22 protein-coding genes, 1 tRNA gene and 1 riboswitch are annotated in these 22937 nt (G+C 66.3%); of the genes, 18 read left to right on the forward strand and 5 right to left on the reverse strand.

Going from position 1 to position 22937, the window contains the following annotated elements; genetic code table 11:
- Positions 1-3: 3 nt before the first annotated feature.
- A riboswitch (cobalamin riboswitch) is annotated at positions 4-209 on the forward strand.
- 38 nt (positions 210-247) lie between these two features.
- From AC3CB8_RS22735 to AC3CB8_RS22765, 7 genes are read left to right on the forward strand one after another with little or no spacing between them, the layout of a single operon-like run.
- Positions 248-676, forward strand: a complete 429-nt coding sequence (locus AC3CB8_RS22735) for a DUF1636 family protein (protein ID WP_023769778.1) — start codon at positions 248-250, stop codon at positions 674-676.
- Between the two features lie 2 nt (positions 677-678).
- The gene (gene cobW / locus AC3CB8_RS22740) at positions 679-1716 is read left to right on the forward strand and encodes a cobalamin biosynthesis protein CobW (RefSeq protein ID WP_023769777.1); all 1038 of its coding nucleotides are present in this window, start codon (positions 679-681) and stop codon (positions 1714-1716) included.
- An 18-nt stretch (positions 1717-1734) separates the two neighbouring features.
- Positions 1735-5100 (forward strand): cobaltochelatase subunit CobN, encoded by a 3366-nt coding sequence (cobN, locus tag AC3CB8_RS22745; protein WP_352566849.1) that lies wholly within the window; start codon positions 1735-1737, stop codon positions 5098-5100.
- The gene (cobG, locus tag AC3CB8_RS22750) at positions 5097-6494 is read left to right on the forward strand and encodes a precorrin-3B synthase (RefSeq protein ID WP_352596835.1); all 1398 of its coding nucleotides are present in this window, start codon (positions 5097-5099) and stop codon (positions 6492-6494) included. The genes cobN and cobG overlap by 4 nt, the downstream gene beginning before the upstream one ends.
- A 2-nt stretch (positions 6495-6496) precedes the next feature.
- Positions 6497-7129, forward strand: a complete 633-nt coding sequence (locus AC3CB8_RS22755) for a precorrin-8X methylmutase (protein WP_352563911.1) — start codon at positions 6497-6499, stop codon at positions 7127-7129.
- Complete coding sequence (locus AC3CB8_RS22760) at positions 7126-7884, forward strand: precorrin-2 C(20)-methyltransferase (RefSeq protein WP_352596837.1); 759 nt, start codon at positions 7126-7128, stop codon at positions 7882-7884. The genes AC3CB8_RS22755 and AC3CB8_RS22760 overlap by 4 nt, the downstream gene beginning before the upstream one ends.
- Positions 7881-8645 (forward strand): precorrin-3B C(17)-methyltransferase, encoded by a 765-nt coding sequence (locus tag AC3CB8_RS22765; RefSeq protein WP_352563909.1) that lies wholly within the window; start codon positions 7881-7883, stop codon positions 8643-8645. The genes AC3CB8_RS22760 and AC3CB8_RS22765 overlap by 4 nt, the downstream gene beginning before the upstream one ends.
- Here the strand turns inward: AC3CB8_RS22765 and AC3CB8_RS22770 are convergent.
- Positions 8609-9376, reverse strand: a complete 768-nt coding sequence (locus AC3CB8_RS22770) for a cobalt-precorrin-6A reductase (protein ID WP_352563908.1) — start codon at positions 9374-9376, stop codon at positions 8609-8611. The genes AC3CB8_RS22765 and AC3CB8_RS22770 overlap by 37 nt on opposite strands.
- Before the next feature lies 1 nt (position 9377).
- On the opposite strand from AC3CB8_RS22770, the gene AC3CB8_RS22775 reads away from it, so the two are divergent.
- The 7 genes from AC3CB8_RS22775 to cobT are packed head-to-tail and all read left to right on the forward strand — an operon-like array spanning position 9378 to position 15728.
- A complete protein-coding gene (locus tag AC3CB8_RS22775; protein ID WP_023769771.1) occupies positions 9378-10619 on the forward strand; it encodes a bifunctional cobalt-precorrin-7 (C(5))-methyltransferase/cobalt-precorrin-6B (C(15))-methyltransferase in 1242 nt (413 codons plus the stop codon).
- Positions 10616-11002 carry a cobalamin biosynthesis protein gene (locus tag AC3CB8_RS22780; RefSeq protein ID WP_023782641.1) on the forward strand — a complete coding sequence of 129 codons (387 nt, stop codon included), beginning with the start codon at positions 10616-10618 and terminating at the stop codon, positions 11000-11002. The genes AC3CB8_RS22775 and AC3CB8_RS22780 overlap by 4 nt, the downstream gene beginning before the upstream one ends.
- Positions 10999-11763, forward strand: a complete 765-nt coding sequence (cobM, locus tag AC3CB8_RS22785) for a precorrin-4 C(11)-methyltransferase (protein ID WP_023769769.1) — start codon at positions 10999-11001, stop codon at positions 11761-11763. The genes AC3CB8_RS22780 and cobM overlap by 4 nt, the downstream gene beginning before the upstream one ends.
- Positions 11760-12578 (forward strand): uroporphyrinogen-III C-methyltransferase, encoded by an 819-nt coding sequence (cobA, locus tag AC3CB8_RS22790; RefSeq protein ID WP_352563907.1) that lies wholly within the window; start codon positions 11760-11762, stop codon positions 12576-12578. The genes cobM and cobA overlap by 4 nt, the downstream gene beginning before the upstream one ends.
- Positions 12575-13888: a cobyrinic acid a,c-diamide synthase CobB gene (locus AC3CB8_RS22795; protein ID WP_023782643.1), complete on the forward strand. Its 1314-nt coding sequence runs from the start codon at positions 12575-12577 to the stop codon at positions 13886-13888. The genes cobA and AC3CB8_RS22795 overlap by 4 nt, the downstream gene beginning before the upstream one ends.
- A 4-nt stretch (positions 13889-13892) precedes the next feature.
- The gene (locus AC3CB8_RS22800) at positions 13893-14669 is read left to right on the forward strand and encodes an adenosylcobinamide-GDP ribazoletransferase (protein WP_023769766.1); all 777 of its coding nucleotides are present in this window, start codon (positions 13893-13895) and stop codon (positions 14667-14669) included.
- A 48-nt stretch (positions 14670-14717) separates the two neighbouring features.
- A complete protein-coding gene (gene cobT / locus AC3CB8_RS22805) occupies positions 14718-15728 on the forward strand; it encodes a nicotinate-nucleotide--dimethylbenzimidazole phosphoribosyltransferase (protein WP_023782644.1) in 1011 nt (336 codons plus the stop codon).
- 502 nt (positions 15729-16230) lie between these two features.
- Here the strand turns inward: cobT and AC3CB8_RS22810 are convergent.
- Positions 16231-16306, reverse strand: a tRNA-Lys gene (locus AC3CB8_RS22810).
- 106 nt (positions 16307-16412) lie between these two features.
- Positions 16413-17321, reverse strand: a complete 909-nt coding sequence (locus AC3CB8_RS22815; RefSeq protein WP_352563905.1) for a PhzF family phenazine biosynthesis protein — start codon at positions 17319-17321, stop codon at positions 16413-16415.
- Between the two features lie 100 nt (positions 17322-17421).
- Between AC3CB8_RS22815 and AC3CB8_RS22820 the strand changes: the two genes are divergently transcribed.
- From AC3CB8_RS22820 to AC3CB8_RS22835, 4 genes are all read left to right on the forward strand, one after another.
- On the forward strand, positions 17422-18708 hold the full coding sequence (locus tag AC3CB8_RS22820; RefSeq protein WP_023791978.1) for an efflux RND transporter periplasmic adaptor subunit: 1287 nt from the start codon (positions 17422-17424) through the stop codon (positions 18706-18708).
- A gap of 4 nt (positions 18709-18712) precedes the next feature.
- Positions 18713-19420 (forward strand): ABC transporter ATP-binding protein, encoded by a 708-nt coding sequence (locus AC3CB8_RS22825; protein ID WP_023791982.1) that lies wholly within the window; start codon positions 18713-18715, stop codon positions 19418-19420.
- On the forward strand, positions 19417-20634 hold the full coding sequence (locus AC3CB8_RS22830) for an ABC transporter permease (RefSeq protein WP_352551361.1): 1218 nt from the start codon (positions 19417-19419) through the stop codon (positions 20632-20634). Before AC3CB8_RS22825 ends, AC3CB8_RS22830 begins: the two co-directional genes overlap by 4 nt.
- A gap of 129 nt (positions 20635-20763) precedes the next feature.
- Positions 20764-21003, forward strand: coding sequence for a hypothetical protein (locus tag AC3CB8_RS22835; RefSeq protein ID WP_023769761.1), 240 nt, complete (start codon positions 20764-20766; stop codon positions 21001-21003).
- Here AC3CB8_RS22835 and AC3CB8_RS22840 read toward each other — a convergent pair.
- A complete protein-coding gene (locus AC3CB8_RS22840) occupies positions 21000-21716 on the reverse strand; it encodes a hypothetical protein (protein WP_352563904.1) in 717 nt (238 codons plus the stop codon). The genes AC3CB8_RS22835 and AC3CB8_RS22840 overlap by 4 nt on opposite strands.
- A gap of 79 nt (positions 21717-21795) precedes the next feature.
- Positions 21796-22908, reverse strand: a complete 1113-nt coding sequence (locus AC3CB8_RS22845; RefSeq protein ID WP_023769759.1) for an endonuclease/exonuclease/phosphatase family protein — start codon at positions 22906-22908, stop codon at positions 21796-21798.
- Between the last annotated feature and the right edge of the window lie 29 nt (positions 22909-22937).

Below are 22937 nucleotides of genomic sequence, written 5' to 3' on the forward strand. Positions count from 1 at the left end.
GAGCCTAAATCCCATCCAGACGGTCTCCTCTCGGCAAAGGGAGGAGCCAAGAGGGAATGCGGTGCGGGATTGAAAATCCCAAATCCGCGGCTGTCCCCGCAACTGTGAGCGAAGAGCCAAGGCCGAAAGCCACTGGGATTGTCCCGGGAAGGCGGCTACCAAGGCGATGACCCGCGAGCCAGGAGACCTGCCGTCTGGAATGCAATAATCCGATCGCCTGGCGGGTTTTCCGGGCAAGGAGCCTGATTTGGATCGCGACAGCAGCTTTTCGGCTGAAACAACCGACATTTCGTCCGGCGGGGATGATTCCCTGGCCGGCATCACGGTCATTGTCTGCGCTTCCTGTCGCGACGAGACCGGCTCCGACGCCCGTCCCCGGGCCGGCGAACTTTTGGCTGAAGATACGCGCCAAGCCGCCTTGGCCGAGAAGATTCGCGTCCGCACGGTCGAATGCCTCGGCAATTGCAAGCGCCGGCTCAGCGCCGCGATCCTGCGCGACGGCTGCTGGAGCTATGTGTTCGGCGATCTGACCACGACCAGCGGCGCCGATCTCGTCACCGGCGCGAAACTCTTCGCCACCTCGAGCGACGGCCTCATTCCCTGGCGGGGCAGGCCCGATAGCCTCAAGCGCGGCCTCGTTGCCCGCATTCCACCCCTCGACATGCTGAAAGACTGATCATGACAACATCTCTGTCTCGCGTTCCCTGCACCGTCGTCACCGGCTTCCTCGGCGCCGGCAAGACGACGCTGGTCCGCCATCTCCTGGAAAACGCGGGCGGCAAGCGGATTGCCATCATCGTCAACGAGTTCGGCGACATCGGCATCGACGGCGAGATCCTCAAGGGCTGCGGCATCGACACCTGCCCAGAGGAAAACATCGTCGAACTGGCCAATGGCTGCATCTGCTGCACCGTGGCCGACGATTTCGTGCCGGCCCTCGACAAGATCCTGTCGCTGACGCCGAAGGTCGACCATATCCTGATCGAAACCTCGGGCCTCGCTCTGCCCAAGCCTCTGGTCCAAGCCTTCCAGTGGCCGACGGTGAAGAGCCGCGTGACCGTCGATGGCGTCATCGCCGTGGTCGACGGCCCCGCACTGGCGGAAGGCCGCGTCGCCAACGACATGGACGCCCTGCAGGCGCAGCGCGCGCAGGACGAGAGCCTCGACCATGACGATCCGGTCGAGGAAGTGTTCGAGGATCAGATCGCCTGCGCCGACCTGATCATCCTGTCGAAGAGCGACCTGATGGACGCCGCCGGCTCGGCTCGCGCCAAGGCCATCGTCAACGAACACTCCGCCCGCGCCGTGAAGATCGTGCCGACGTCCCATGGCAAGGTCGATCCCTCGGTGCTGCTCGGGCTCGGTCTCGCCGTCGAGGACGACATCGAGAACCGCAAGTCCCACCATGACGGCGCATTCGATCACGAGCATGACGACTTCGACACGTTCATCGTCGACATTCCCTCGATCGCCAATCCCGACGAGTTGGCAAAGCGCGTCGCCGCCGCCGCCGAACAGGAAAACGTGCTGCGCGTGAAAGGCTTCGTCGAGGTCGGCGGCAAGCCGATGCGGCTCCTGCTGCAGGCCGTCGGCCCGCGGGTCAATCATTACTACGACCGTGCCTGGACCGCCGGGGACGACCGCCGATCGCGCCTCGTCGTCATCGGCCCCAAGGGGCTGAACCGTCCTGCGATCGAACGTATCCTCGCCGGCTGATTTCCAGGCCGGGCCGCGATGCACATCCTCACGACGACCTCCGCCTCGCTCGACGACCTCGCCGAGCCTGTCGATCTCAGGCAGGCGCCGGCGGACATCGTGGCCCTATCCTTCACCGACAGCGATCTCGCCGGACTGGCTGCGGCGTGGAAGGCGGATGCCGGTCGCCTGCCCTCGATGCGGCTGGCCGCACTGCGCGACCTGCGCCATCCCATGTCCGTCGACCTCTGGATCGACACCGTCGCCCGCCACGCCAAAATCATCCTGGTGCGCATCCTCGGCGGCTACGAGTGGTGGCGCTATGGCTGCGACCAACTGGCGGTGATTGCCCGCGAACGCGGCATCAAACTGGCGCTGCTTCCCGGCGAAAGCCACGACGAGGATCTCAGGCTGGTCGAAGCCTCGACGCTGCCGCGTGCCGAACTGGACGGCCTGCTCGGCTATTTCCGCGAGGGCGGCCCGGCCAATATGAGCGCGCTGGTGCACAAGCTGGCAGGCCTGGCCGGACAGGATACGCCCGTCGCCAACCCGGTCAGCGTGCCGAAGGCCGGGTACTATCAGGCTGGATTGGGGGTCGCGGAGGAGCCGGCCGGTTCCAATAGCGACACTCCCATTATCCCGATTCTCTTCTACCGATCGATGCTGCTTGCCGCCGATGTCGTCCCGATCGACGCGCTGGCCGAGGCTTTGCGCTCCAGGGGATTGGCACCGGTCCCGATCTTCGTTTCCAGTCTGAAGGATCCGGCGTCGCTGGCATTCGTCGAAAATGCCATCGCATCGCTGAAACCCGCCGCGATCGTCACCGCGACCGCTTTCGCATCCGGCGCGGAACCCGGCGTCGAAACCCTGTTCGACCGCGCCGGCGTGCCCGTCTTCCAGGTCATCGTCGCCACCACGCGCCGCGACGTCTGGGAAAACAACCAGCGCGGCCTGGCGCCAGCCGACCTTGCCATGCATGTCGTGCTGCCCGAACTCGACGGCCGCATCCTCGCCGGCGCCATTTCCTTCAAGGCCGAGAGCGATATCGATCCGGCGCTTGGCCATCGCGCGTTGGCGAACCGGCCGGAACTGGATCGGGTAGAGCAAGTGGCGGGTCGAGTCTCGGCTTTCATCCGGCTGCGGGAGACGAAGCGGGACGAGCGCAAGCTCGCGATCCTCATCCCCGACTATCCCAGTGCACCTGGCCGCACAGGCTATGCGGTCGGGCTGGATGTGCCATCCAGCGTGCTGGCCATGCTGCACGACTTGAGCGAACATGGCTATGCCGTTGAGGGGATTCCGCAAACGCCGCGTGAATTGTTGCAGATGCTGGAGCGGGGCAGTGATGGGCTGGGGTTGAATGACTATCTCGACTTCTCGAAAGAGTTGCCGACATCGGCGATTGCCGCGGTAAAGGCTGCGTGGGGCAGAGCGGAAAATGAGACCTCGCACACACCTTCGCTATCAGGCAAACACCACTTCCCCGTCCGCGCCGCGCATTTCGGCAATGTCACCGTGGCACTCGCCCCCGACCGGGGCCGCTCGGCCGATCGTCGCGCCGACTACCACGATCCGACCCTCCCCCCGCGCCATGCCTTGATCGCCTTTGGCCTGTGGCTGCGCAAATCGCTCGGCACCCACGCTCTCATCCATGTCGGCGCCCACGGCACGCTGGAATGGCTGCCCGGCAAGACCGTCGCGCTGTCGCAAACCTGCTTTCCCGAGATCGTCACCGGCGCATTACCAGTCATTTATCCTTTCATCGTTTCCAACCCCGGCGAAGCCGCGCAGGCCAAACGGCGCATTGCCGCCGTCACCCTAGGCCATTTGCCGCCGCCGCTGGCAGACGCCGGGCTGGACGAGGACCAGCACGAGCTCGAACGGCTGGTCGACGAATATGCCCAGGCCGACGGGCTCGACCGCCGTCGCCGGGACCGGCTCGCCAGGCTGATTGTCGAAACCGCGCAAAAGACCGGCCTTGCCTCCGAAGCCGGCGTCGCCAAGACCGACGCGCCCGACGAAGCGCTGCGCCGCATCGACGCCTGGCTCTGCGACCTCAAGGATTTCGCCATCAAGGACGGGCTGCACATCTACGGCCGCGTCCCAAACGACGAACCAGACTCCATGCGCCGGCAAAGCGCGGGCACCGAGAAGGCCTCCCTGCTCGCCGCGCTCGATGGGCGTCACGTCAAGGCGGGTCCGGCCGGCGCACCCGCGCGCGGCCGCGGTGACGTGCTTCCAACCGGCCGCAACCTGTTCACCTCGGATCCGCGAACCATGCCGACACCGATCGCATATGATCTTGGCAAAGCGGCGGCCGAAGAAGTGGTGCGCGGCTACATGCAGTCGCATGGCGACTGGCCGCGTTCGCTGGTGATCGATCTCTGGGGCTCGGCATCGCTGCGCACCGGCGGCGAGGAGATCGCGCAGGGCCTGGCCTTGATCGGCTGCCGACCGCAATGGGACACTGCCACCGGCCGCATCACCGGCATCGAGGTGCTGCCCCCGGCTGCGCTCGGCCGCCCGCGTGTCGACGTCACCTGGCGCATATCAGGTCTGTTCCGCGACATGTTCCCGACCCAGATCGCGCTGATCGACGCCGCCGCCAGCGCCGTTGCCGCGCGCGACGAGGACGATTCGGAGAACCCGCTCGCCGCCAAAACCCGCGCCGACGGCAAGGTCAGCCCACGGATCTTCGGCACTTCGCCCGGCACGTACGGCGCCGGCGTCGAGGACATGCTGTCGAGCGGCGACTGGACGGCGCGGGAAGAGATCGGCCGCGCCTATCTCGACGCGACCTCGCATGCTTATGGCGGTGCCGGCGGCGAAGGCGTCTCGGCACCTGGAGCGTTTGAAGGCCGCATCGCCCAGGCCGATCTTCTCGTCCACACCGGCGACGACCCCGGCCGCGACATTCTCGAAGGCTCCGCCGACGTCGCCTTCATCGGCGGCTTCTCGGCCGCCTTGGCCGCACTTGGCAGGAACGCCGACGTCATCGTGCTCGACACCACGGATCCGCGCAGGCCGAAACCGCGATCGGTCGGCGAGGCGGTGTCGCGCGTGGTACGCGCCCGTGCCCTCAATTCACGTTTCATATCGGGCCAGATGCGGCACGGCCCGCGCGGCGCCTCCGAATTCGCCGAAACCGTCGACCGGCTGGTCGGCTTCGCCGAGACCACCCATGCCATTTCAGGCGCGCTGATCGAGGCTGTGCACGATGCCTATCTTGGCGACGCGGACGTCCGCGCCTTCATCCTGCGCGAAAATCCCGCAGCCGCCAAAGTCATTGCCGAGCGCTTCCTGTCGGCGCGCCGGCGCGGCCTCTGGCATCCCTTGCGCAATTCCATCGACGACGATCTCGCCGCGCTGATCGCCGAGGCCAACGCGCTCGGGGTCGCGGCATGAACGCCTTCTCGCGCCGCGGCGCCTGCCCTGCCTTGTCGGCGCCGATGCAGACAGGCGACGGCCTGCTGGTGCGGCTCAATCCGATCGCCGGAGGCACATCTTCCGGAGGCACATCTTCCGGAGGCTCGTCTTCCCGAGGGTTGTCGCCGAAGCTGTTGATCGCCCTTGCTGAGTCCGCCTCGCGGCACGGCAACGGCATCATGGAAGTGACGGCGCGCGGCAGCCTGCAGATCCGTGGCTTGACGACGGAAAGTGCCGCGTTGCTGGCAACGGAGGTCGATGCGCTGGGCATCGCGGTGCGCACCGGCGTACCGGTCGAGACCGGCCCGCTGGCGGGTATCGACCCACACGAGATCGCGGATCCCCGGCCAATGGCTGAGCGGATCACGGCGGCGATCGAAGGTGCAGGACTGGCGCCAAGGCTTGGGCCGAAGGTTTCGGTGGTCGTCGACGGCGGCGGGCAACTCACGCTGGATGCGGTGACGGCCGATGTCAGGTTGAAGGCGGTTGGGGTCAGCGCTGGCACTCTTTGGGCCATATCAGTTGCCGGTGACAGCCAAAGTGAGAAGCGACTTGCGACGGCTGACGAAGATGCGGCGCGCGACATTGCTGTCGCGGCGCTTCGGATGGTCGCCGAGAAAGGTCGGGACGCACACACACGGGATTTGTCGGAGCGGCAGTTGGCCTCTCTCGCAGGTTGGCACTCCACGGCGCCCCCCTCTGTCCTGCCGGAGATCGGCGGGACAGAGGGGGGCGCCGTGGAGCATAGTTGCCTGCCGGTTGGCCTCTTTGACTTGAACAACGGCCACGCCTTCGGCATCGGCCTCCCCTATGGCAGCATGCCGGCGGACAAGATCATCGGCCTCGCGCAAAGCTCCCTCGCCCTCGGCACGTCAGAAATCCGCCTCGCCCCCGGCCGCGCCTTGCTTTTCCTCGGTCAGCCGGCGAATGCGAATCAATCCCTTCACCACACCGCCGCCACCCTCGGCTTCGTCACCTCTCCCACCGACCCGCGCACGCGCATCGCGGCTTGCCCCGGCGCCCCGGCCTGCGCTTCCGGCCGGATCGCGACGCGCGACGTCGCCGAGGCGATCGCCACCGAAAACGCCGACATCCTTGACTTCACGCTGCACGTCTCCGGCTGCGCCAAGGGCTGCGCCAATCCCGGCCCGGCAGCGCTCACAATAGTCGGCGGCGAAAATGGAGCCGGACTTGTCGTGAACGCGACGGCAAAGGCTCTTCCTGCCGGCTACAGGCCGGGCTATGACGCCGCGCGCGGCTTCAGCCGCGTCGCGGCGATGATCCGCGGTGCACGATATCAGGGCGAAACCGCCGCCGCTTGCCTGACAAGGCTTGGGACGGCTGGTCTTGCCCAGACGTATTTACAGGAATGAGCATGGCCGCCTACGACTATATTCACGACGGCACGGCGATCTACGAGCGCTCCTTCGCCATCATCCGCACCGAGGCCGATCTCTCTCGCTTTTCCGAGGCCGAGGCCGATGTCGCCATCCGCATGATCCACGCCTGCGGCCAGGTCGAGGCGGCAAATCATTTCGTTTTCTCCCCCGACTTCGTCAGCGCCGCGCGCAAAGCCCTGGCGGCCGGCGCGCCGATCTTCTGCGACGCCGAAATGGTCTCGCATGGCGTCACGCGCGCCCGGCTGCCGGCCGGGAATGAGGTGATCTGCACGCTGCGCGACCCGCGCACGCACGACATCGCCAGGGAGATCGGCAACACCCGCTCGGCGGCCGCCATCGACCTGTGGGGCGAGCGCATGGCCGGTTCGGTGGTCGCCATCGGCAACGCGCCGACCGCGCTCTTTTATCTCCTGGAGAAGCTGTGCGACGGCGCGCCCAGGCCGGCCGCCATCATAGGCATGCCGGTCGGCTTCGTCGGCGCTGCCGAATCCAAGGACGCACTGGCCGAGAATTCCTATGGCGTGCCCTATGCCATTGTGCGCGGCAGGCTCGGCGGCAGCGCCATGACCGCCGCCGCACTCAATTCACTGGCGAGGCCGGGCTTGTGAACGCGCTCCCCAAAGGCCGTCTCGTCGGCGTCGGCACCGGTCCCGGCGACCCAGAATTGTTGACGCTGAAGGCCGCGCGGGTGCTGGCCGAGGCCGATGTCGTGGCGTATTTCGCCAAGCGCGGCAACAACAGCAATGCACGCGCCATCGTCGAGGCGCGCTTCCGGCCTGACATGCTGGAACTGCCGCTGCTCTATCCCGTGACCACCGAGATCGACAAGGATCACGACGACTACCGGTCGCAGATCACCGGCTTCTACGAGGAGTCGGCGGAACAGGTCGCCGAGCACCTCGACGCCGGCAGGTTGGTTGCCGTGCTGTCCGAGGGTGATCCGCTGTTCTACGGCTCCTACATGCACCTGCATGTCCGCCTTGCCCATCGTTTCCCCACCGAGGTCATCCCGGGCATCACCGCAATGTCCGGCTGCTGGTCGCAGACCGGTGTGCCGATCGTCCAAGGCGACGACGTGCTGACCGTGCTGCCCGGCACGATGAGCGAGTTCGAGCTGACGCGCCGCCTCGCCGACACCGATGCCGCCGTCATCATGAAGGTCGGCCGCAACCTGCCCAAGATCAGGCGCGCGCTTGAGGCGACCGGCAAGCTGACGCGCGCCGTCTATGTCGAGCGCGGCACCATGGCCGGCAGCGTCTCGATGAAACTCGCCGACAAGCCGGACGACAAGGCGCCCTACTTCGCCATCGTGCTGGTTGCCGGCTGGTCCGGTCGGCCAAGCGCGGCTGGAGCCCAGATATGAGCGGCCGTCTCACCGTCATCGGCCTCGGGCCCGGCAATGCCGACCAGGTCACGCCGCAAGCCAGCCACGCTATCGCCGAGGCAAAATTCTTCTATGGCTACAAGCCTTACCTCGACCGGCTCGAGCTGCGCCCGGACCAGACCCGCGTCGCTTCCGACAACCGCGAGGAACTCGCCCGCTCCAAGGATGCCCTGACCAAGGCTGCCGAGGGCCACGACGTTGCCGTGGTGTCCGGCGGCGACCCCGGCGTCTTTGCCATGGCCGCAGCGGTCTGCGAGGCCATCGAGGCCGGCCCGGCCGAATGGCGCACGGTCGACGTCGCCGTCGTGCCTGGCGTCACCGCCATGCTCGCGGTCGCCGCCCGCATCGGCGCGCCGCTTGGCCACGACTTCTGCGCCATTTCGCTGTCCGACAATCTGAAGCCTTGGGATCTGATCGAACTGCGCCTCCTGGCGGCAGCCGGCGCCGGCTTCGTCATCGCGCTCTACAATCCGATCAGCATGGCGCGCCCCTGGCAGCTTGGCCGCGCCTTCGAATGCCTGGCCGCCATCCTGCCCGGAACGACGCCGGTGATCTTCGGCCGCGCCGCCGGCCGGCCGGATGAACGCATCGAGGTCTATCTGCTGGCCGATGTCGACGCCGAAAAGGCCGACATGGCGACCTGCATCATCATCGGTTCGCCGGAGACCCGGATCATCAAGCGCGGCGAAAAGCCGGCGCTGGTCTACACGCCGCGCTCGGCCTCGGGCTCGACCAAATGACGCACCATCCCGGCCAGCGCTTCGACGGTTTCAGCCGAAGGCACATCCGGCAGGACGGGCCTGCGAACCATCATCACCTCGATGCCGAGCCCCCTGGCAGCGGCAATCTTCCCGTATGTCGCCGCGCCGCCGCTGTTCTTCGACACCACGACATCGATACGATGCTTTTCGAGCAACACGCGCTCGTCGGTCTCGCCAAACGGCCCGCGCGCCAGCAGATAGTCGGCATCGGGCACAACCAGCTTCGGCTCGACCGGATCGACGCTGCGGATGAGGTAGTGGTGCTGGGGTGCGGCCTCGAAGACGGCGACCTCCTGCCGGCCAAGCGCCAGAAACACGCGGCGCGGCACATCGCCAAGCGCCCGCGCCGCCCCGGCAACGCTGTCGATCTCAAGCCAGCGGTCACCCTGGGCAGCTTCCCAGCCTGGACGCCGCAAGGCAAGGATCGGCACGCCGGTGGCGCGGGCTGCTTGCGCGGCATTGGCGGAGATACGCGCCGCGTAGGGATGCGTGGCGTCGATCAGCAGACCAGTGCCTGCCTCCCTGAGATAAGCGGCCAAACCGTCGGCACCGCCGAACCCACCACTTCGCACGGGCACGCCTTGCGCGACGGGGTTTCCCGTACGGCCGGCCAGCGACAGCGTGACCGAGCAATCGGCGCGCGCCGCCAGTTTTCCGGCCAGTTGCCGGGCTTCGGTGGTGCCGCCGAGGATCAGAATACGGTGGGTCATCATGCCTGCTGAGGGTCCCCGCGCCGCCAAGCCCAACCCGAGATGGCTCACAATCATCGGCATCGGCGAGGACGGTTTAGCGGGTCTCGGCGACGAGGCCAAGCGGCGGATCGCCGAGGCGGAGTTCATCTTCGGCGGCAAGCGGCACCTGGCGCTCGTCGCTTCCTTCGCCAAGGGCAAGCCGCGTCCCTGGCCGGTTCCTTTCGATGCAGGGATGACCGATGTCCTGGCGCTTGCCGGCAGGAACGTCTGCGTGCTCGCCTCCGGTGACCCGTTCTTCCACGGGGTCGGCGCCACCCTCGCCCGCAAGGTCAAGCCGCGCGAGATGAATGTCATATCAGCGCCGTCGGCGATGTCGCTGGCCGCGGCGCGGCTTGGCTGGGCCCTGCAGGATATCGAGACCATCTCACTGCACGGCCACCCGATCGACCTCATCCGCCCGCTGCTGCAGCCCAACGCCCGCATCCTGGCGCTGACATCCGATGGCTTTGCTCCGGCGGCAATTGCCCGGCTGCTCGCCGAGCTCGACTTCGGGGCTTCGCGCCTGACGGTGCTGGAGGCATTGGGCGGGCCGAAGGAGACATTGCGCTCGGCTCGCGCCGATGCCTTCGACCTCCAAAACATCAATCCGCTCAATGTCCTGGCCATCGAAATTGATTCGGCCACGCAGGCGCGTGTGCTGCCGCTCACATCCGGCCTCGCCGACCATCTGTTCGAGCATGACGGCCAGATCACCAAGCGCGAAATCCGCGCTATCACCCTGTCGGCGCTGGCGCCGAGGCGCGGCGAATTGCTGTGGGATGTCGGCGCCGGCTCGGGCTCGATCGGCATCGAATGGATGCTCGCCCACCCTTCGCTGCGCGCCATCGCCATCGAGGCCGACCCGGCTCGCGCCGCCCGCATCGCCCATAACGCCGTCGCCTGCGGCGTTCCCGGCCTCGTCATTGTGGAAGGCAGCGCGCCCAAGGTCCTGGCCAGACTGGAGACACCTGATGCCATCTTCATCGGCGGCGGCGGCAGCGACGCCGGCGTCTTGAATGCCGCCATCAGAGCCTTGCGCGCAGGCGGCCGTCTTGTCGCCAACGCGGTGACGTTGGAAATGGAAGCCCTGCTCCTCGCCCAGCACACAAAGCGCGGCGGCGACCTCACCCGCATCGGCATCTCCCGCGCTTCGCCGGTCGGCTCCATGCAGGCATGGCGGCCGGCCATGCCCGTCACGCAATGGAGTTGGGTGAAGCCATGATGGTCGCGGGCATCGGCAGCCGAAGGGGCGTCACCGTCGAGGACGTGCTCGCGGCGATAGAAACAGCGCTCGAAGCGCATGGCCTGCCGATGTCGGCTCTTTCGGCACTGGCCACCGCGGCGCTCAAGAAGGATGAGGAAGCCATAGCCGCCGCAGGTCGCAAGCTGAACCTTCCCGTCATCATCGTTGATGACGCAGCCCTACAGGCCGCCTCGCCGGGGACGCTCACCAGCTCCAGCCTCTCGCGGGAGCTGGCGGGCGCACCATCCGTCTCGGAAGCCTCGGCCCTTGCCGTCGCCGGCAAAGGCGCGACGCTGCTCGGTCCCCGCACCGTGCTCGGTCCGGTCACCTGCGCCATCGCCATCAGCGGAGACGCGCCATGACCGTCCATTTCATCGGCGCCGGGCCAGGTGCGGCCGACCTCATCACGCTGCGTGGCGCAAGGCTCTTGGCGCGTTGCCCGGTCTGTCTCCACGCCGGCTCCATCGTCGCGCCGGAATTGCTGCAGCATTGCGCGCCGGGAACGAAGCTGATCGATACCGCGCCGATGTCGCTCGACGAAATCGAGGCTGAATATGTGGCCGCCGACATGGCCGGCCATGATGTTGCCCGCCTGCATTCCGGCGACCTGTCGGTGTGGAGTGCCGTCGCCGAGCAGATCCGCCGGCTGGAAAAGCATGGCATCCCCTACACGCTGACGCCGGGCGTCCCTTCCTTCGCGGCCGCCGCCGCCGCACTTCGCCGCGAGCTGACCATCCCCGAAGTCGCGCAAAGCCTGGTGCTGACCCGCGTGTCAGGACGTGCGTCGAAAATGCCGCCCGGCGAAACGCTGGCCGGTTTCGGCCGCACCGGCGCCACGCTGGCCATCCACCTTGCCATCCATGCCATCGACCGCGTCGTCGCCGAGCTGACGCCGCACTATGGTAGCGATTGCCCGGTGGCGATCGTCTTCCGCGCCTCCTGGCCGGACGAGCGCGTGCTGACCGGCACGCTGGAAACGATCGAGGCGCTACTGGCCGCCGATCCAATGGAGCGCACAGCGCTCATATTCGTCGGCCGTTCGCTGGCGGCACAAGATTTCGGCGAGAGTTCATTGTACGACGCCCATTACCAGCGGCGTTTTCGCGGACGGGACGGATTGTGAGCGCCAGCACTGGAAATAACGGCGAAAACGCCACGCTCGAACAGGCGCTGGCACGGCTGAACTTCAAGCCGCGTCCGCTGGAGCCGGGCCATGTCTGGCTGGCCGGCGCCGGTCCCGGCGATCCCGGCTGCCTGACGCTGGAGGTGCTGGCGGCACTGGCCGAGGCGGATGCGCTGGTCTACGACGCGCTGGTTTCGCCCGATGTGGTTGCTGTTGCCGGAAGCGCCGAGCTTTGCTTCGCGGGAAAACGCGGCGGCCAGCCATCGATGAAGCAGGACGACATCACCGCTCTGCTGGTGCGGCTGGCGCGCGAAGGCCGCCGCGTCGTCAGGCTGAAAGGCGGCGATCCCTATATTTTTGGCCGTGGCGGCGAAGAGGCGCTGGCGCTGGCGCGTCAAAACATCCCTTTCCGGGTGCTGCCCGGCCTGACCTCAGGTCTCAGCGCGCTCGCCGCCACCGGCATTCCAGCCACCATGCGCGGCATCAACAAGGCTGTCATTCTGGCGACCGGCCACGCCGCCGGCACCGATGACGATCTCGACTGGGCGGCGATCGCCCGCACCGGCCAGCCGATCGTCGTCTATATGGGCATGGCAAATCTGCCTCTCATAGCAGCCGCCCTGCTCGACGGCGGACTGGCGCCATCGACACCGGCGGCCGTAATCGTCGCCGCGACGACGCCGCGGGAAAGGACCGTCATAGCCACGCTCGCCACCATTGCCGGGGCAGCGGCGGCGGCCGGGCTCGCCTCGCCGGCATTGATCGTCGTCGGCGGCATCGTCGCCATGCGCGCTGCACTGGCGGGCGGAGCATGACGGCCCGGGCGATCATCATCGGCGCGCCGCGCTCCGGTTCGGGCAAGACCAGCGTCACCATCGGCATCCTGCGCGCACTCACCCGGCGCGGCCTGAAAGTGCGCGGCGCCAAATCCGGCCCTGACTATATCGATCCAGGCTTCCACACCGCCGCCACCGGCCTGTCCGGCGTCAATCTCGACAGCTGGGCGATGTCGCCGTCGCTGCTCAATGCGCTGGCCGCACAAGCAGCCGACGACACCGATTTCGTCATCCTCGAAAGCGCCATGGGCCTGTTCGACGGCATCCCGGCCTCGCCTGGCCGCACCGGTTCGGCTGCCGATCTGGCCCGGCTTTACGGCCTGCCGGTGCTGCTGGTGCTCGACGTCTCCGGCCAGTCGACGACGGCTGCGGCCGTCGCCAAAGGTTTCGCCACTTACGACCCTGATGTGCGCATGGCCGGGGTCGTGCTCAACCGGCTGGGCAGCGAGCGCCATCGCAAGCTGTCCGGCGACGCCATCGAGGCGATCGGCCTGCCTGTCGTCGGCGCCATTTTACGCGACCCCTCGCTTAATTTGCCCGAACGCCATCTCGGTCTCGTCCAGGCCGGCGAATATGAAGACCTGATGGCGCACCTCGACCGGCTCGCCGACATGGCGGAAAAGTCGCTCGACCTCGACGCGGTGATGGCGCTGGCAACACCTCTCGTCCCGGCGGTCGGCGATTTCGCCGACGCGCTGCGGCCGCCTGGCCAACGCATCGCGCTTGCCGAGGATGCCGCCTTCACCTTCCTCTACCCGCACGTCGCCGCCTATTGGCGCAAGGCCGGCGCGGAAATCGTCCCGTTCTCGCCGCTCGCCGACGAAGCGCCGGACGGGGATTGCGACGTCTGCTGGCTGCCCGGCGGCTATCCCGAGCTTCATGCCGGCAAACTCACCGCCGCCGTGAATTTCCATGCGGGGATGGCACGTTTCGCCACGACAAAGCCGATCCATGGCGAATGCGGTGGCTTCATGGTGCTTGGTGAAGCGCTGGAGGATGCATCAGGCGAAACGCATCCCATGCTCGGCCTGCTCGGCCATTCCACCAGCTTCGCCAGGCGCAAGATGAACCTTGGCTACCGCGAGGCACGGCTGCGCGCCGACTGTCCGCTGGGTTCGCAGGGCGCGCTGATCCGAGGTCACGAATTCCACTATGCGCAGATGACGGCCACCGGCAATGACGAGCCTTTGGCCGATCTCGCCGATGGCCAGGGCAATCCGCTCGGCGCCTCCGGCTACCGGCGCGGCCATGTCAGCGGCACCTTTTTTCATGCCATTGCGAGGAGCTAGGGCCATGAAGCTCCCGAAAATCACCCTGTCGCCCCGGCAAGTCCTCGACGACATCGCGCTCTGCCTGGTTTTTTTCACCCGCCTGCCGCTGCCCGTGTTCGATTTTCGTGGCCGGGGCCTCGCCGCCGCGATCTGGGCCGCCCCCATTGCCGGCCTTGTCGTCGGCTTGATCGGCGCCATCGTCTTTGCCACGGCGGAACGGTTTGGCCTTGCCATTGGGCCGTCGGCCGCCCTTGCCCTTGTTGCAACCGTGGCTACCACGGGCTGCCTGCATGAGGATGGATTGTCGGACGTTGCCGACGGCTTCGGCGGCGGCAAGTCGCGCGGGCGCAAGCTCGAGATCATGCGCGACAGCCGCATCGGCGCTTATGGCGCCGTGGCGCTGGCGCTATCGCTGCTGATCCGCTGGAGCGCGCTGTCGCAAGTGGTCGAACCCACACAGGCCCTGTTTGCTCTCGTCGCGGCGCACGCAGCCTCGCGTGGCGTGCTCGGTGCCTTCATGCATCTTTTGCCGCCGGCGCGGTCCGACGGCCTGTCGGCTGGCGCCGGCACCGTTTCGCTCGAAACGGCAATAGCCGGAGCCGTGCTCGGCGCGATTCCGCTGCTCCTCCTCGGGCTTGGCGGCGCCATTGCCGCGCTCATCCTGCTCGGCCTGTTCTTTGCCGCCTTCCACGCCCTTTGCCTCAACCAGATCGAGGGCCAGACCGGCGACGCGGTTGGCGCCTTGCAACAGTTGAGCGAAATCGCGGTGCTGCTCGTCGCTTCCGTCGCGCTCTCTTGATCGCCTTGGCCTGATTCCCCTTGATTCCTTTCCGGAGACCTTCCCCCCATGCCCTTCAAATCCCTCGATGAATTGCGCGCCGCCTGCCTCGATCTGCCCGCCGGCAGCGATACCGCTGCAAAGGCCGTTGCAAACCGCCAGGACACGCTGACCAAACCGCAAGGCAGCCTCGGCAAGCTCGAAACGATCGCCGCCTGGCTGGCGCGCTGGCAAGGCCGCGACATGCCCAGGCTCGACCGGGTGAAAGTGTTCGTCTTCGCCGGCAACCACGGCGTCACCGCGCAGGGCGTGTCGGCCTACCCCTCCGAAGTCACCGTGCAGATGGTGGCGAATTTTGCCGGCGGCGGTGCCGCCATCAACCAGCTCGCCCGCATCGCCGGCGCCGAACTCGACGTCATCCCGCTCGATCTCGATCATCCAAGCGGCGATTTCACGCAAGTGGCGGCAATGGATGAGAAGGCCTTCCTCGCCGCTGTCTCGGCGGGCTATGACGCCATAACGAAAGACCTCGACCTGGTCTGCTTTGGCGAAATGGGCATCGGCAACACCACGCCGGCGGCCGCTATTTCGGCGGCGCTATTCGGCGGTGGGGCGGAAAAATGGACGGGGCGCGGCACCGGCGTCGACGATGCCGGCCTGAAGCGCAAGGTGGTCGCCATCGAAGCCGGCCTGAAGCGCCATGCCGCTGCCCTTGCCGACCCGTTGGGGATCGCTGCCAGCCTCGGCGGACGCGAACTCGCCGCCATCTTCGGCGCCACGCTCGCCGCCCGTCACCTCGGCATACCCGTGCTGCTCGACGGCTTCGTCTGCACCGCCGCCGCCGCGCCGCTGGCGAAGCTGCACCCAACTGGCCTCGCCCACACGATTGCTGCTCACGTCTCAGCCGAATCGGGCCACCGCGGCCTGCTCGAAGCGCTGGCCCTGCCGCCGCTGCTCGATCTCGGCATGCGGCTAGGCGAAGGTTCCGGTGCATGCCTCGCCGTCAACATCGTCCGCTCGGCGCTGGAGTGCCACGCTCGCATGGCGAGCTTTGCCGAGGCGGGCGTGTCTGAGAAATAGTCACCAGCGTCAACCGTGGATAAAAGCTTTTCCGGGCGGCGATCTTCCTTTTCTTGCAGTTATTCAGTCACTCTGGTGGATGAAAAACTTGATCCCCTCGCTGCTGCCGCCACTATCGCCGTGCTGCTTGCCGGTATAATTTGGCGTAGCGGGTTTTCGGGTGACGGACCCGGAGACATCCTCCTTGTCCTCTTCCTCATATTGGTCCGGTGGCTCATCAGGGACTTTTCACGAGGAAAGGCCAGCGTTGATGCTGGTCGTCAGAACGCGGACAACGGCATTGGTTTCCGTTTCGGCAAGTTTCTGAATCGCGTTTTTCGGTCGCGGCAATCGCGGTCTTTGACCAACTCGGCTGCCCAACTCGGCTGCCCCAACTCGGCTGCAAAGTCCGACGGCTCGCCCCACAGGCGGCCCGGCTGCGAAGGCAGCCGAATAGTGACGAAACGAGCGCGGCGATTGAACCGGCTTATTCCAAGGTCTTTCCACCAAATCCAAGGATTTTTGGTGGGTGCGCACAGGATTGAACTGTGGACCCGCTGATTAAGAGTCAGCTGCTCTACCAACTGAGCTACGCACCCACTCGACCGGCAAAAACCGGCGTTGGCGGGCATATAGCCGCCGATACCGGTCCTGTCCAGCCCTGCTGGAATCATTTCCCGACAAATCGAGCGGGGCTCTCTCCAATCAGACGAAAAGCTTGCCTTCCGCCACCTTGATCGCATGCCCGCCAATGCGCGCGGACGCCAGTTTTCCGCCTTGCACTGTCAGTTCGAGGCGGATACGCGACGGCCGGCCCATCTCCAGTCCCTGTTCGATCCATAGCTGCGAAACCCCGTCCGTTAGGCCGTCGAAATGCATGATGGCGCCGGCGAAGGCCGCCGCCGCCGAACCGGTCGCCGGGTCCTCGTAGGAAGGCGTGCCGGGAACGATCATGCGGACATGGAAAGCGCTTTCGTGGTTCACCGTTTCGCGGCAATAGACGTACGGGCTGGCGAAGGCCCATTCGCTCTTGCGCGGCGCCAGTTCGGACCACGCCTGGTTGTCCAGCCGGATCCGGCCCGCCGCTTCGAGGTTGGCGACCGGAATGGTCACATAGGGCACGCCGGCCGACCAGAAGGCGACGCGGTGATTCTCGAAGCCGATCTCGTGCGGCGCCAGGCCAAGGGCAGCGCCGATCGCCTCCGGATCGGCCTCCAGCTTCAGCGGCTCCGGCAATTTCGCCAGGTCGAACTCGGCGAATGTGGCGTCATCGTGCGTGCTGACCGCGCAACGCACCGGGCCGATGTTCTCTTCAAGCACGAAGATGCCGGCGCCGCCCTCGCCCGCCAGTTCGGCTAGCGCGATGGCCGAGCCCACCGTCGGATGGCCGGCGAACGGCATTTCATAGTCGGGCGTGAAGATGCGGATGCGGTTGCGGTGCTTGGGATTGTCCGGCGGCAACACGAAAACCGATTCGGACAGGTTGAACTCGCGCGCGATGGCCTGCATCGCGGCCGTGTCCAGACCCTTGCAATCCAACACCACCGCCAGCGGGTTGCCGGCCAGTCGCTCGGTCGTAAACACATCGTAAAGCAAGTAATTCCGGGTTTGCATCCTTGCCTCAATCCCAACATGGGCGAAATTTAATTTGATATTCGAACCGGTAAGCCTGATCTGTGCACAGACAGGGACATACGCATCATAGGGGTCCGACGTGGACCAGATTGTCAATCTGCCAAAGGCGGAATCGGATTCCGCCATCGAGACGGCGCTTGGGCTAGACCAGACCGGTCGACGCAGGACGCGCCGGCGTGGCTGGCTCTATGCGTTGCTGACCCTTATCGTGCTTGCCGCCGGCCTTGGCCTCTATCTATGGTATGCGGGCACGCCGACCAGGACTGACTATACCACGGTGCCGGCCGCCAAGGCCGACCTCACCGTCCAGGTGTCGGCGACAGGCACGCTGCAGCCGCTCACCCAGGTCGACATATCAAGCCAGCTCTCAGGCATCATACGCTCGGTCGCCGTCAACGAGAACCAGCAGGTCAAGAAGGGCGACGTGCTTGCGGCCCTCGACACCGCCAAGCTGCAGGTCCAGATCGAACGCGCCGAAGCGTCCGCGAAGGGGGCGGCCGCCAATGTGGAGGACGCCAGGGTGACGCTCGCCGAGAACGAGAGTGCGCTTGTCCGCGCCGCGGCCCTGACCAAGCGCGGCATGGCAACCGACCAGTCGCTCGAGGCAGCGACCGCGGCGCGCGACCGTTCCAAGGCGGCGCTCGAAAGCGCCGAGGCCAATCTCGCCATCGCCAATGCCGATTTCAAGTCGCAGCAGACCGACCTTGCCAACAGCACCATCTACGCGCCGATCGACGGCATCGTGCTGACGCGTTCGGTCGACCCCGGCCAAACGGTCGCCTCCTCGCTGCAGGCGCCGGTCCTGTTCATCATCGCCGCCGATTTGAGGAACATGGAACTGGTAGCGGCGGTCGACGAAGCCGATATCGGCGCGGTCAAGTCGGGCCAGCATGCCCGCTTCACCGTCGACGCCTTCCCGGAGCGGCCGTTCGATGCCGAAATCCGCGACATCTCCTATGCCTCGGTCACCACGGACGGCGTCGTCACCTACAATGCGCGGCTCGAGGTCGACAACAATGAGCTTCTGCTGCGTCCCGGCATGACCGCCACCGTTTCTGTGGTCACGCGGGAAGCCAAGGGCGTGCTCACCGTGCCCTCGTCCGCTTTCCGCTATCGCCCGGCGCAGCAAGCGCCGCGCGGCTGGAGCCTAAGCGACCTGTTCACCGGCCGCATGGGCCGCGGCAATCGCCAGCGCCAGGCGGCGAAGGCCCCGACCGATGGGTCCCGTACGCTCTATGTGCTGGAGAACGGCCGCCCGCGCCCGGTCAACGTCAAGATCGGTTCGACCGATGGCGAACTGACCGAGATCACCTCCGGCCTGGAGGAAGGCGCGCAGATCATCACCGCTTCGCAGTCGCGGAGCTGAGCCAGTGGCCGCGGGCGCCCCCCTCATCACCTTCGACAAGGTTTGGAAAAGCTACGGCCAGGGCGAAGCCAAGGTGCATGCGCTGGCCGGAGTCGACCTTGCCATCCAGCGCGGTGAATTCGTCGCCATCATGGGACCATCGGGCTCCGGCAAGTCGACGGCGATGAACATCATCGGTTGCCTCGACACGCCGACGGCCGGGACCTATTCCTTCATGGGCGTCGATGCCGGCCGGCTCGACCGCAACCGCCGTGCCATGCTGCGCAACCTCTATGTCGGCTTCGTCTTCCAGGGCTACAATCTGCTGGCGCGCACCACCGCGGCCGAAAATGTCGAGCTGCCGCTGATCTATCGCGGCGTCGCCGCCCGCGAGCGCCGCGACCTTGCCATGCAGGCGCTGGCCGAGGTCGGCCTTGTCGGCCGGGAGCATCATACGCCGGCCGAATTGTCGGGCGGCCAACAGCAGCGCGTGGCGATCGCACGCGCCATCGTCACTAGGCCGACGCTGCTCGTCGCCGACGAGCCGACCGGCAATCTCGACACCGCACGCACGCACGAGATCATGGAGTTGCTGACGCGGCTCAACAAAGAGCTTGGCCTGACCGTCACCATGGTCACCCACGAAGCCGATGTCGCCGAATATGCCGAGCGCACCATCCGCTTCCTCGACGGCCATGTCGCCTCCGACACCATGAATATGGAGATGGCATGATCTGGGAAACCGTCCGCCTCTCGATGCGCTCGATCCGCCGCAACGTGCTGCGCTCGTTCCTGACCTTGCTCGGCATCGTCATCGGCGTCGCCGCCGTGATTGCCATGCTGACCATCGGCTCCGGCACCACGCAAAAGGTTAAGTCCGACATTTCCAAGCTCGGCAGCAATCTGCTGGTCGTCCGAGCCGGGCGCCCGGCCGGCCCCGGCGGTCCGGGCGGGCTCGACCAGGCGGTGCGGCCGCTGGCGGAAAAGGATCTGGCGGCGCTGGTTGCGCATCTCACCGGCGCCCGCGCCATCTCGCCGGCCGCGCAAAAGCAGGTGCGCGTCATCTTCGGCACCGAGAGCCTGACCTCTGGCGTCACCGGCACCGACAGCGCCTATCTCGACGCACGCGACTGGAAACTGGTGTCCGGCCGCCCCTTCAGCGATTCCGAAACCCGCTCGGGAACCGGCGTCTGCCTGATCGGCGAGACGGTGCGCCAGCAGTTCTTCGGCGCCGGCGATCCCGAGGGTGAGATCATCCGCGTCAACCGCACCTCCTGCAGGATCATCGGCCTGCTCGAGCCGAAAGGCTACACCGGCTTCGGCCAGGACCAGGACAATGTCGTGTTGATGCCGCTCGCCGCCTATCAGCGCCGCATCGCCGGCAATCGCGACATCGACAACATCTACATCGCCGCCGACGACCGCACGCCGACCAGCGAGTTGCAGCCGCGCGTCGAGGATATCCTGCGCGATGCGCGCCGTATCACGCCCGACCGCGAGAGCGATTTCGGCATCCGCGACATGACCCAGATCGCCGACGCCATGGCCAGCGCCACCACCACCATGACCGGCATGCTGGGCGCGGTCGCCGGCGTCAGCCTGCTGGTCGGCGGCATCGGCATCATGAACATCATGCTGGTGTCGGTCACCGAGCGCACGCGCGAGATCGGCATCCGGCTCGCCATCGGCGCGCACGAAAAGCACATCCTCATCCAGTTCCTGGTCGAGGCGACGGTGCTGTCGCTGCTTGGCGGCATCATCGGCATCCTGATTGGGCTGGCGCTGGCCGGCCTTGCCTCGGTGACGCTCACGATACCTTTCGCGCCAAGCCCGGCCGTCATTCTGCTTGCCGTCGGCTTCTCGGCGCTGATCGGCATGGTGTTCGGCTTCTTCCCGGCGCTGCGCGGCGCCAGGCTCGATCCTATCGACGCCTTGCGGCACGAATAGCGGCCGAGCCACTCCGCCGCGATCAACAGCTTTCCCCAAGCTTGCACGCTTGCCTGCACCGGCACCGACAGCACTGTCGCGCGCCGGTCGACGATGCTAAGGCAAGACATTTCCAGTCGAGGGACATGTATGAGCAAGAAGGCACGTCTAACCCTGGTGATGGTGATCATCGAGGCCGCCCTTGCAGGCATATGGTGGTACCTCGCCCGCTACGGCATGGCCAATCCCGATCGGGTCACATCGGATTTCCAGGCGGTCGTCGGCCAGACGATGGGCATGGCGATGGGTGGGCTACTGGGCATCGGTTTCATCTTGTTTTTCGTCGCCGCCCGCAACGACAGCAAGGCAGCGCAAGACAAGATGCGTTAGCCCTCGCGCGCGAAATGCCACTCGATCAGCGGCTTCATGTGCGGCGACAGGCCGTCCGGCAGGTCGCCGGCATGGCGGATGATCACCGGCCCCTCGATCTCCGGGTTGGCTTCGGTGGCGACGAAGGCCGAGATTCGTCGCGCGATCTCATCGGCGGGCGCGTCGACATGATAGCGGCGGAAGATGACGGTGCCGCTTGCCGTCGACAGGGCGTGCCAGCGCACACCACGCCTGGCGTTCGACAGGTTTAGGCCGGTCTCCTCGCGCACCTCCCGCATCATGTTGAAATCGACATCGACGAGACCGTCGCGGAAATCGATCGGCTCGAAGGAACCGGCGGCGAAATAGACCCGGCCGGGATTGACGGTTCGCGGTCCCATGCGGATCGCCACCAGCGCGTTGTCGCCGGCCACCAGCACGGCATGGGCATAGGCGTGTTCGGCGCCGGAATTCTCGCGCCGCTTCCGCCATAGCATGAAGGTCGAGTAGTTGACCGCATGGCAGCGGCCGATGAGGCTGCGGTCGCGATAGGCAAGTTCGGAAAGCAGCACCACAGTGCCGTCGAACAGCGCCGGATTGGCCTCGATCTCACTCTGCCAGTTCTCGGCAATCGCCGCCAGATTGTCGACAGCGAATGGATGCGGTGCGGCATCGAGACGGACGTCGATGGCGTCGACAGGCAGGATGACATTGCGCGGAAGATCGAAGCTCATGCGGATCAGGCCCCGATCCTGCCCATCAGGCCCATGCTCCTCATCAGGCCCATACTCGTCATCAGGCCCACACTCATCATCAAGCGATGTCCAGAGTGATCGCCACCGGGCAGTGATCCGAAGCCTTGGGCCGATCCCAGCCGGCGCGCGGGAAGCGCTCGACCTCCTGCCCCGCGGGAAAGATCGTGCGCCAGGGCTGGCCGTTGCGGATGATGTCGGGAACGGCGGTGGCGTTCTTCGCCGCCAGCCCCTTTGACAGCAGGATATAGTCGAGCTGGCACAGATGCCGCTCTTGCGGCCCGCGTGTGTGATAGAAGGTCCAGCGGTTCATTTCCGGCCGCCGCTCGACCACATTTTCACAGAAGCCGCCCGCCGTCAGCACATTGACGCAGGACAGGTTCTCGTCGACCACCTCGAAACGGTAGCCGTCGACCTCATCGCCGGCGACCTTCACCCGCTGGCGGTAATCGTTCATGTCGCCGCAGATCGCCCAGCGCTTGTCGGCCGCGTGCTCCGCCCCGAAACGCTCCTCGATGATGCGCCGCACGGCCTTCGCCTCCGCGACGCGGACCGGCATCGTCGCCTCGCGTCCGTCGAGCCCGTTGCGGGGCGAGCCCATGGACTTGAAATGCACGAGATAGAGCGTCAACGGCACGCCGCCCACCGTGATGTCGACCTCCAGGCAGTCGCGCCGGAAGATGCGTTCATTGGGCTGGTTGCCGAGGGCCGCCAGCTCCGGCGTATGCAACCCGAACTGCTCGTAGGTGACATAGGCGTGGCTGGTCATGCGCACGAATTCGATCGGCTGTCCCTGCGCGGTCTCGTTGCGCATCATCACCGCGACATCGATGCCGCGCGAATCATTGCCCGACGTGGTGTATTTCTGGCGGTAGCCCTGCCCCACCATCTTGAACAGATAGCCGTACTCGAAGGCCTTCAAGGCCTCGATGTTGTCGACCTCCTGCATGCAGATGATGTCGGCACGGGCGGCGGCAATCGCCAACGCCGTCAGCTGCCGCGTGTCGTCGGATTGCGCGATGGCGCGCGCCTGTTCCAGCATCTTGTACTCGGCCTCGCTCTGGATATCGAAGAGCGCCAGCGTGCGATCCTCGTTGAGCTGGTTGCGAAAGCCGGAAAAATCGAACCTGTTCATCAGGTTCTCGACATTGAAGGTGGCAAGGCGCAGCGACATGCGCTGACCTTTGCCTGCAAGAGCGGCGG

The organism is Mesorhizobium sp. P160927, from assembly GCF_057766385.1.

What these genes read in the sequence shown, in the direction of transcription:
- AC3CB8_RS22780 (WP_023782641.1), top strand. Translation starts at nt 10,616, where the DNA reads ATGATGGTCGCGGGCATCGGCAGCCGAAGGGGCGTCACCGTCGAGGAC.
- AC3CB8_RS22800 (WP_023769766.1), top strand. Translation starts at nt 13,893, where the DNA reads ATGAAGCTCCCGAAAATCACCCTGTCGCCCCGGCAAGTCCTCGACGAC.
- AC3CB8_RS22835 (WP_023769761.1), top strand. Translation starts at nt 20,764, where the DNA reads ATGAGCAAGAAGGCACGTCTAACCCTGGTGATGGTGATCATCGAGGCC.
- AC3CB8_RS22755 (WP_352563911.1), top strand. Translation starts at nt 6,497, where the DNA reads ATGGCCGCCTACGACTATATTCACGACGGCACGGCGATCTACGAGCGC.
- cobG (WP_352596835.1), top strand. Translation starts at nt 5,097, where the DNA reads ATGAACGCCTTCTCGCGCCGCGGCGCCTGCCCTGCCTTGTCGGCGCCG.
- AC3CB8_RS22770 (WP_352563908.1), bottom strand. Translation starts at nt 9,376, where the DNA reads ATGACCCACCGTATTCTGATCCTCGGCGGCACCACCGAAGCCCGGCAA.
- AC3CB8_RS22795 (WP_023782643.1), top strand. Translation starts at nt 12,575, where the DNA reads ATGACGGCCCGGGCGATCATCATCGGCGCGCCGCGCTCCGGTTCGGGC.
- cobT (WP_023782644.1), top strand. Translation starts at nt 14,718, where the DNA reads ATGCCCTTCAAATCCCTCGATGAATTGCGCGCCGCCTGCCTCGATCTG.
- AC3CB8_RS22840 (WP_352563904.1), bottom strand. Translation starts at nt 21,716, where the DNA reads ATGAGCTTCGATCTTCCGCGCAATGTCATCCTGCCTGTCGACGCCATC.
- cobW (WP_023769777.1), top strand. Translation starts at nt 679, where the DNA reads ATGACAACATCTCTGTCTCGCGTTCCCTGCACCGTCGTCACCGGCTTC.
- AC3CB8_RS22815 (WP_352563905.1), bottom strand. Translation starts at nt 17,321, where the DNA reads ATGCAAACCCGGAATTACTTGCTTTACGATGTGTTTACGACCGAGCGA.
- cobN (WP_352566849.1), top strand. Translation starts at nt 1,735, where the DNA reads ATGCACATCCTCACGACGACCTCCGCCTCGCTCGACGACCTCGCCGAG.
- AC3CB8_RS22845 (WP_023769759.1), bottom strand. Translation starts at nt 22,908, where the DNA reads ATGTCGCTGCGCCTTGCCACCTTCAATGTCGAGAACCTGATGAACAGG.
- AC3CB8_RS22775 (WP_023769771.1), top strand. Translation starts at nt 9,378, where the DNA reads ATGCCTGCTGAGGGTCCCCGCGCCGCCAAGCCCAACCCGAGATGGCTC.
- cobM (WP_023769769.1), top strand. Translation starts at nt 10,999, where the DNA reads ATGACCGTCCATTTCATCGGCGCCGGGCCAGGTGCGGCCGACCTCATC.
- AC3CB8_RS22830 (WP_352551361.1), top strand. Translation starts at nt 19,417, where the DNA reads ATGATCTGGGAAACCGTCCGCCTCTCGATGCGCTCGATCCGCCGCAAC.
- AC3CB8_RS22765 (WP_352563909.1), top strand. Translation starts at nt 7,881, where the DNA reads ATGAGCGGCCGTCTCACCGTCATCGGCCTCGGGCCCGGCAATGCCGAC.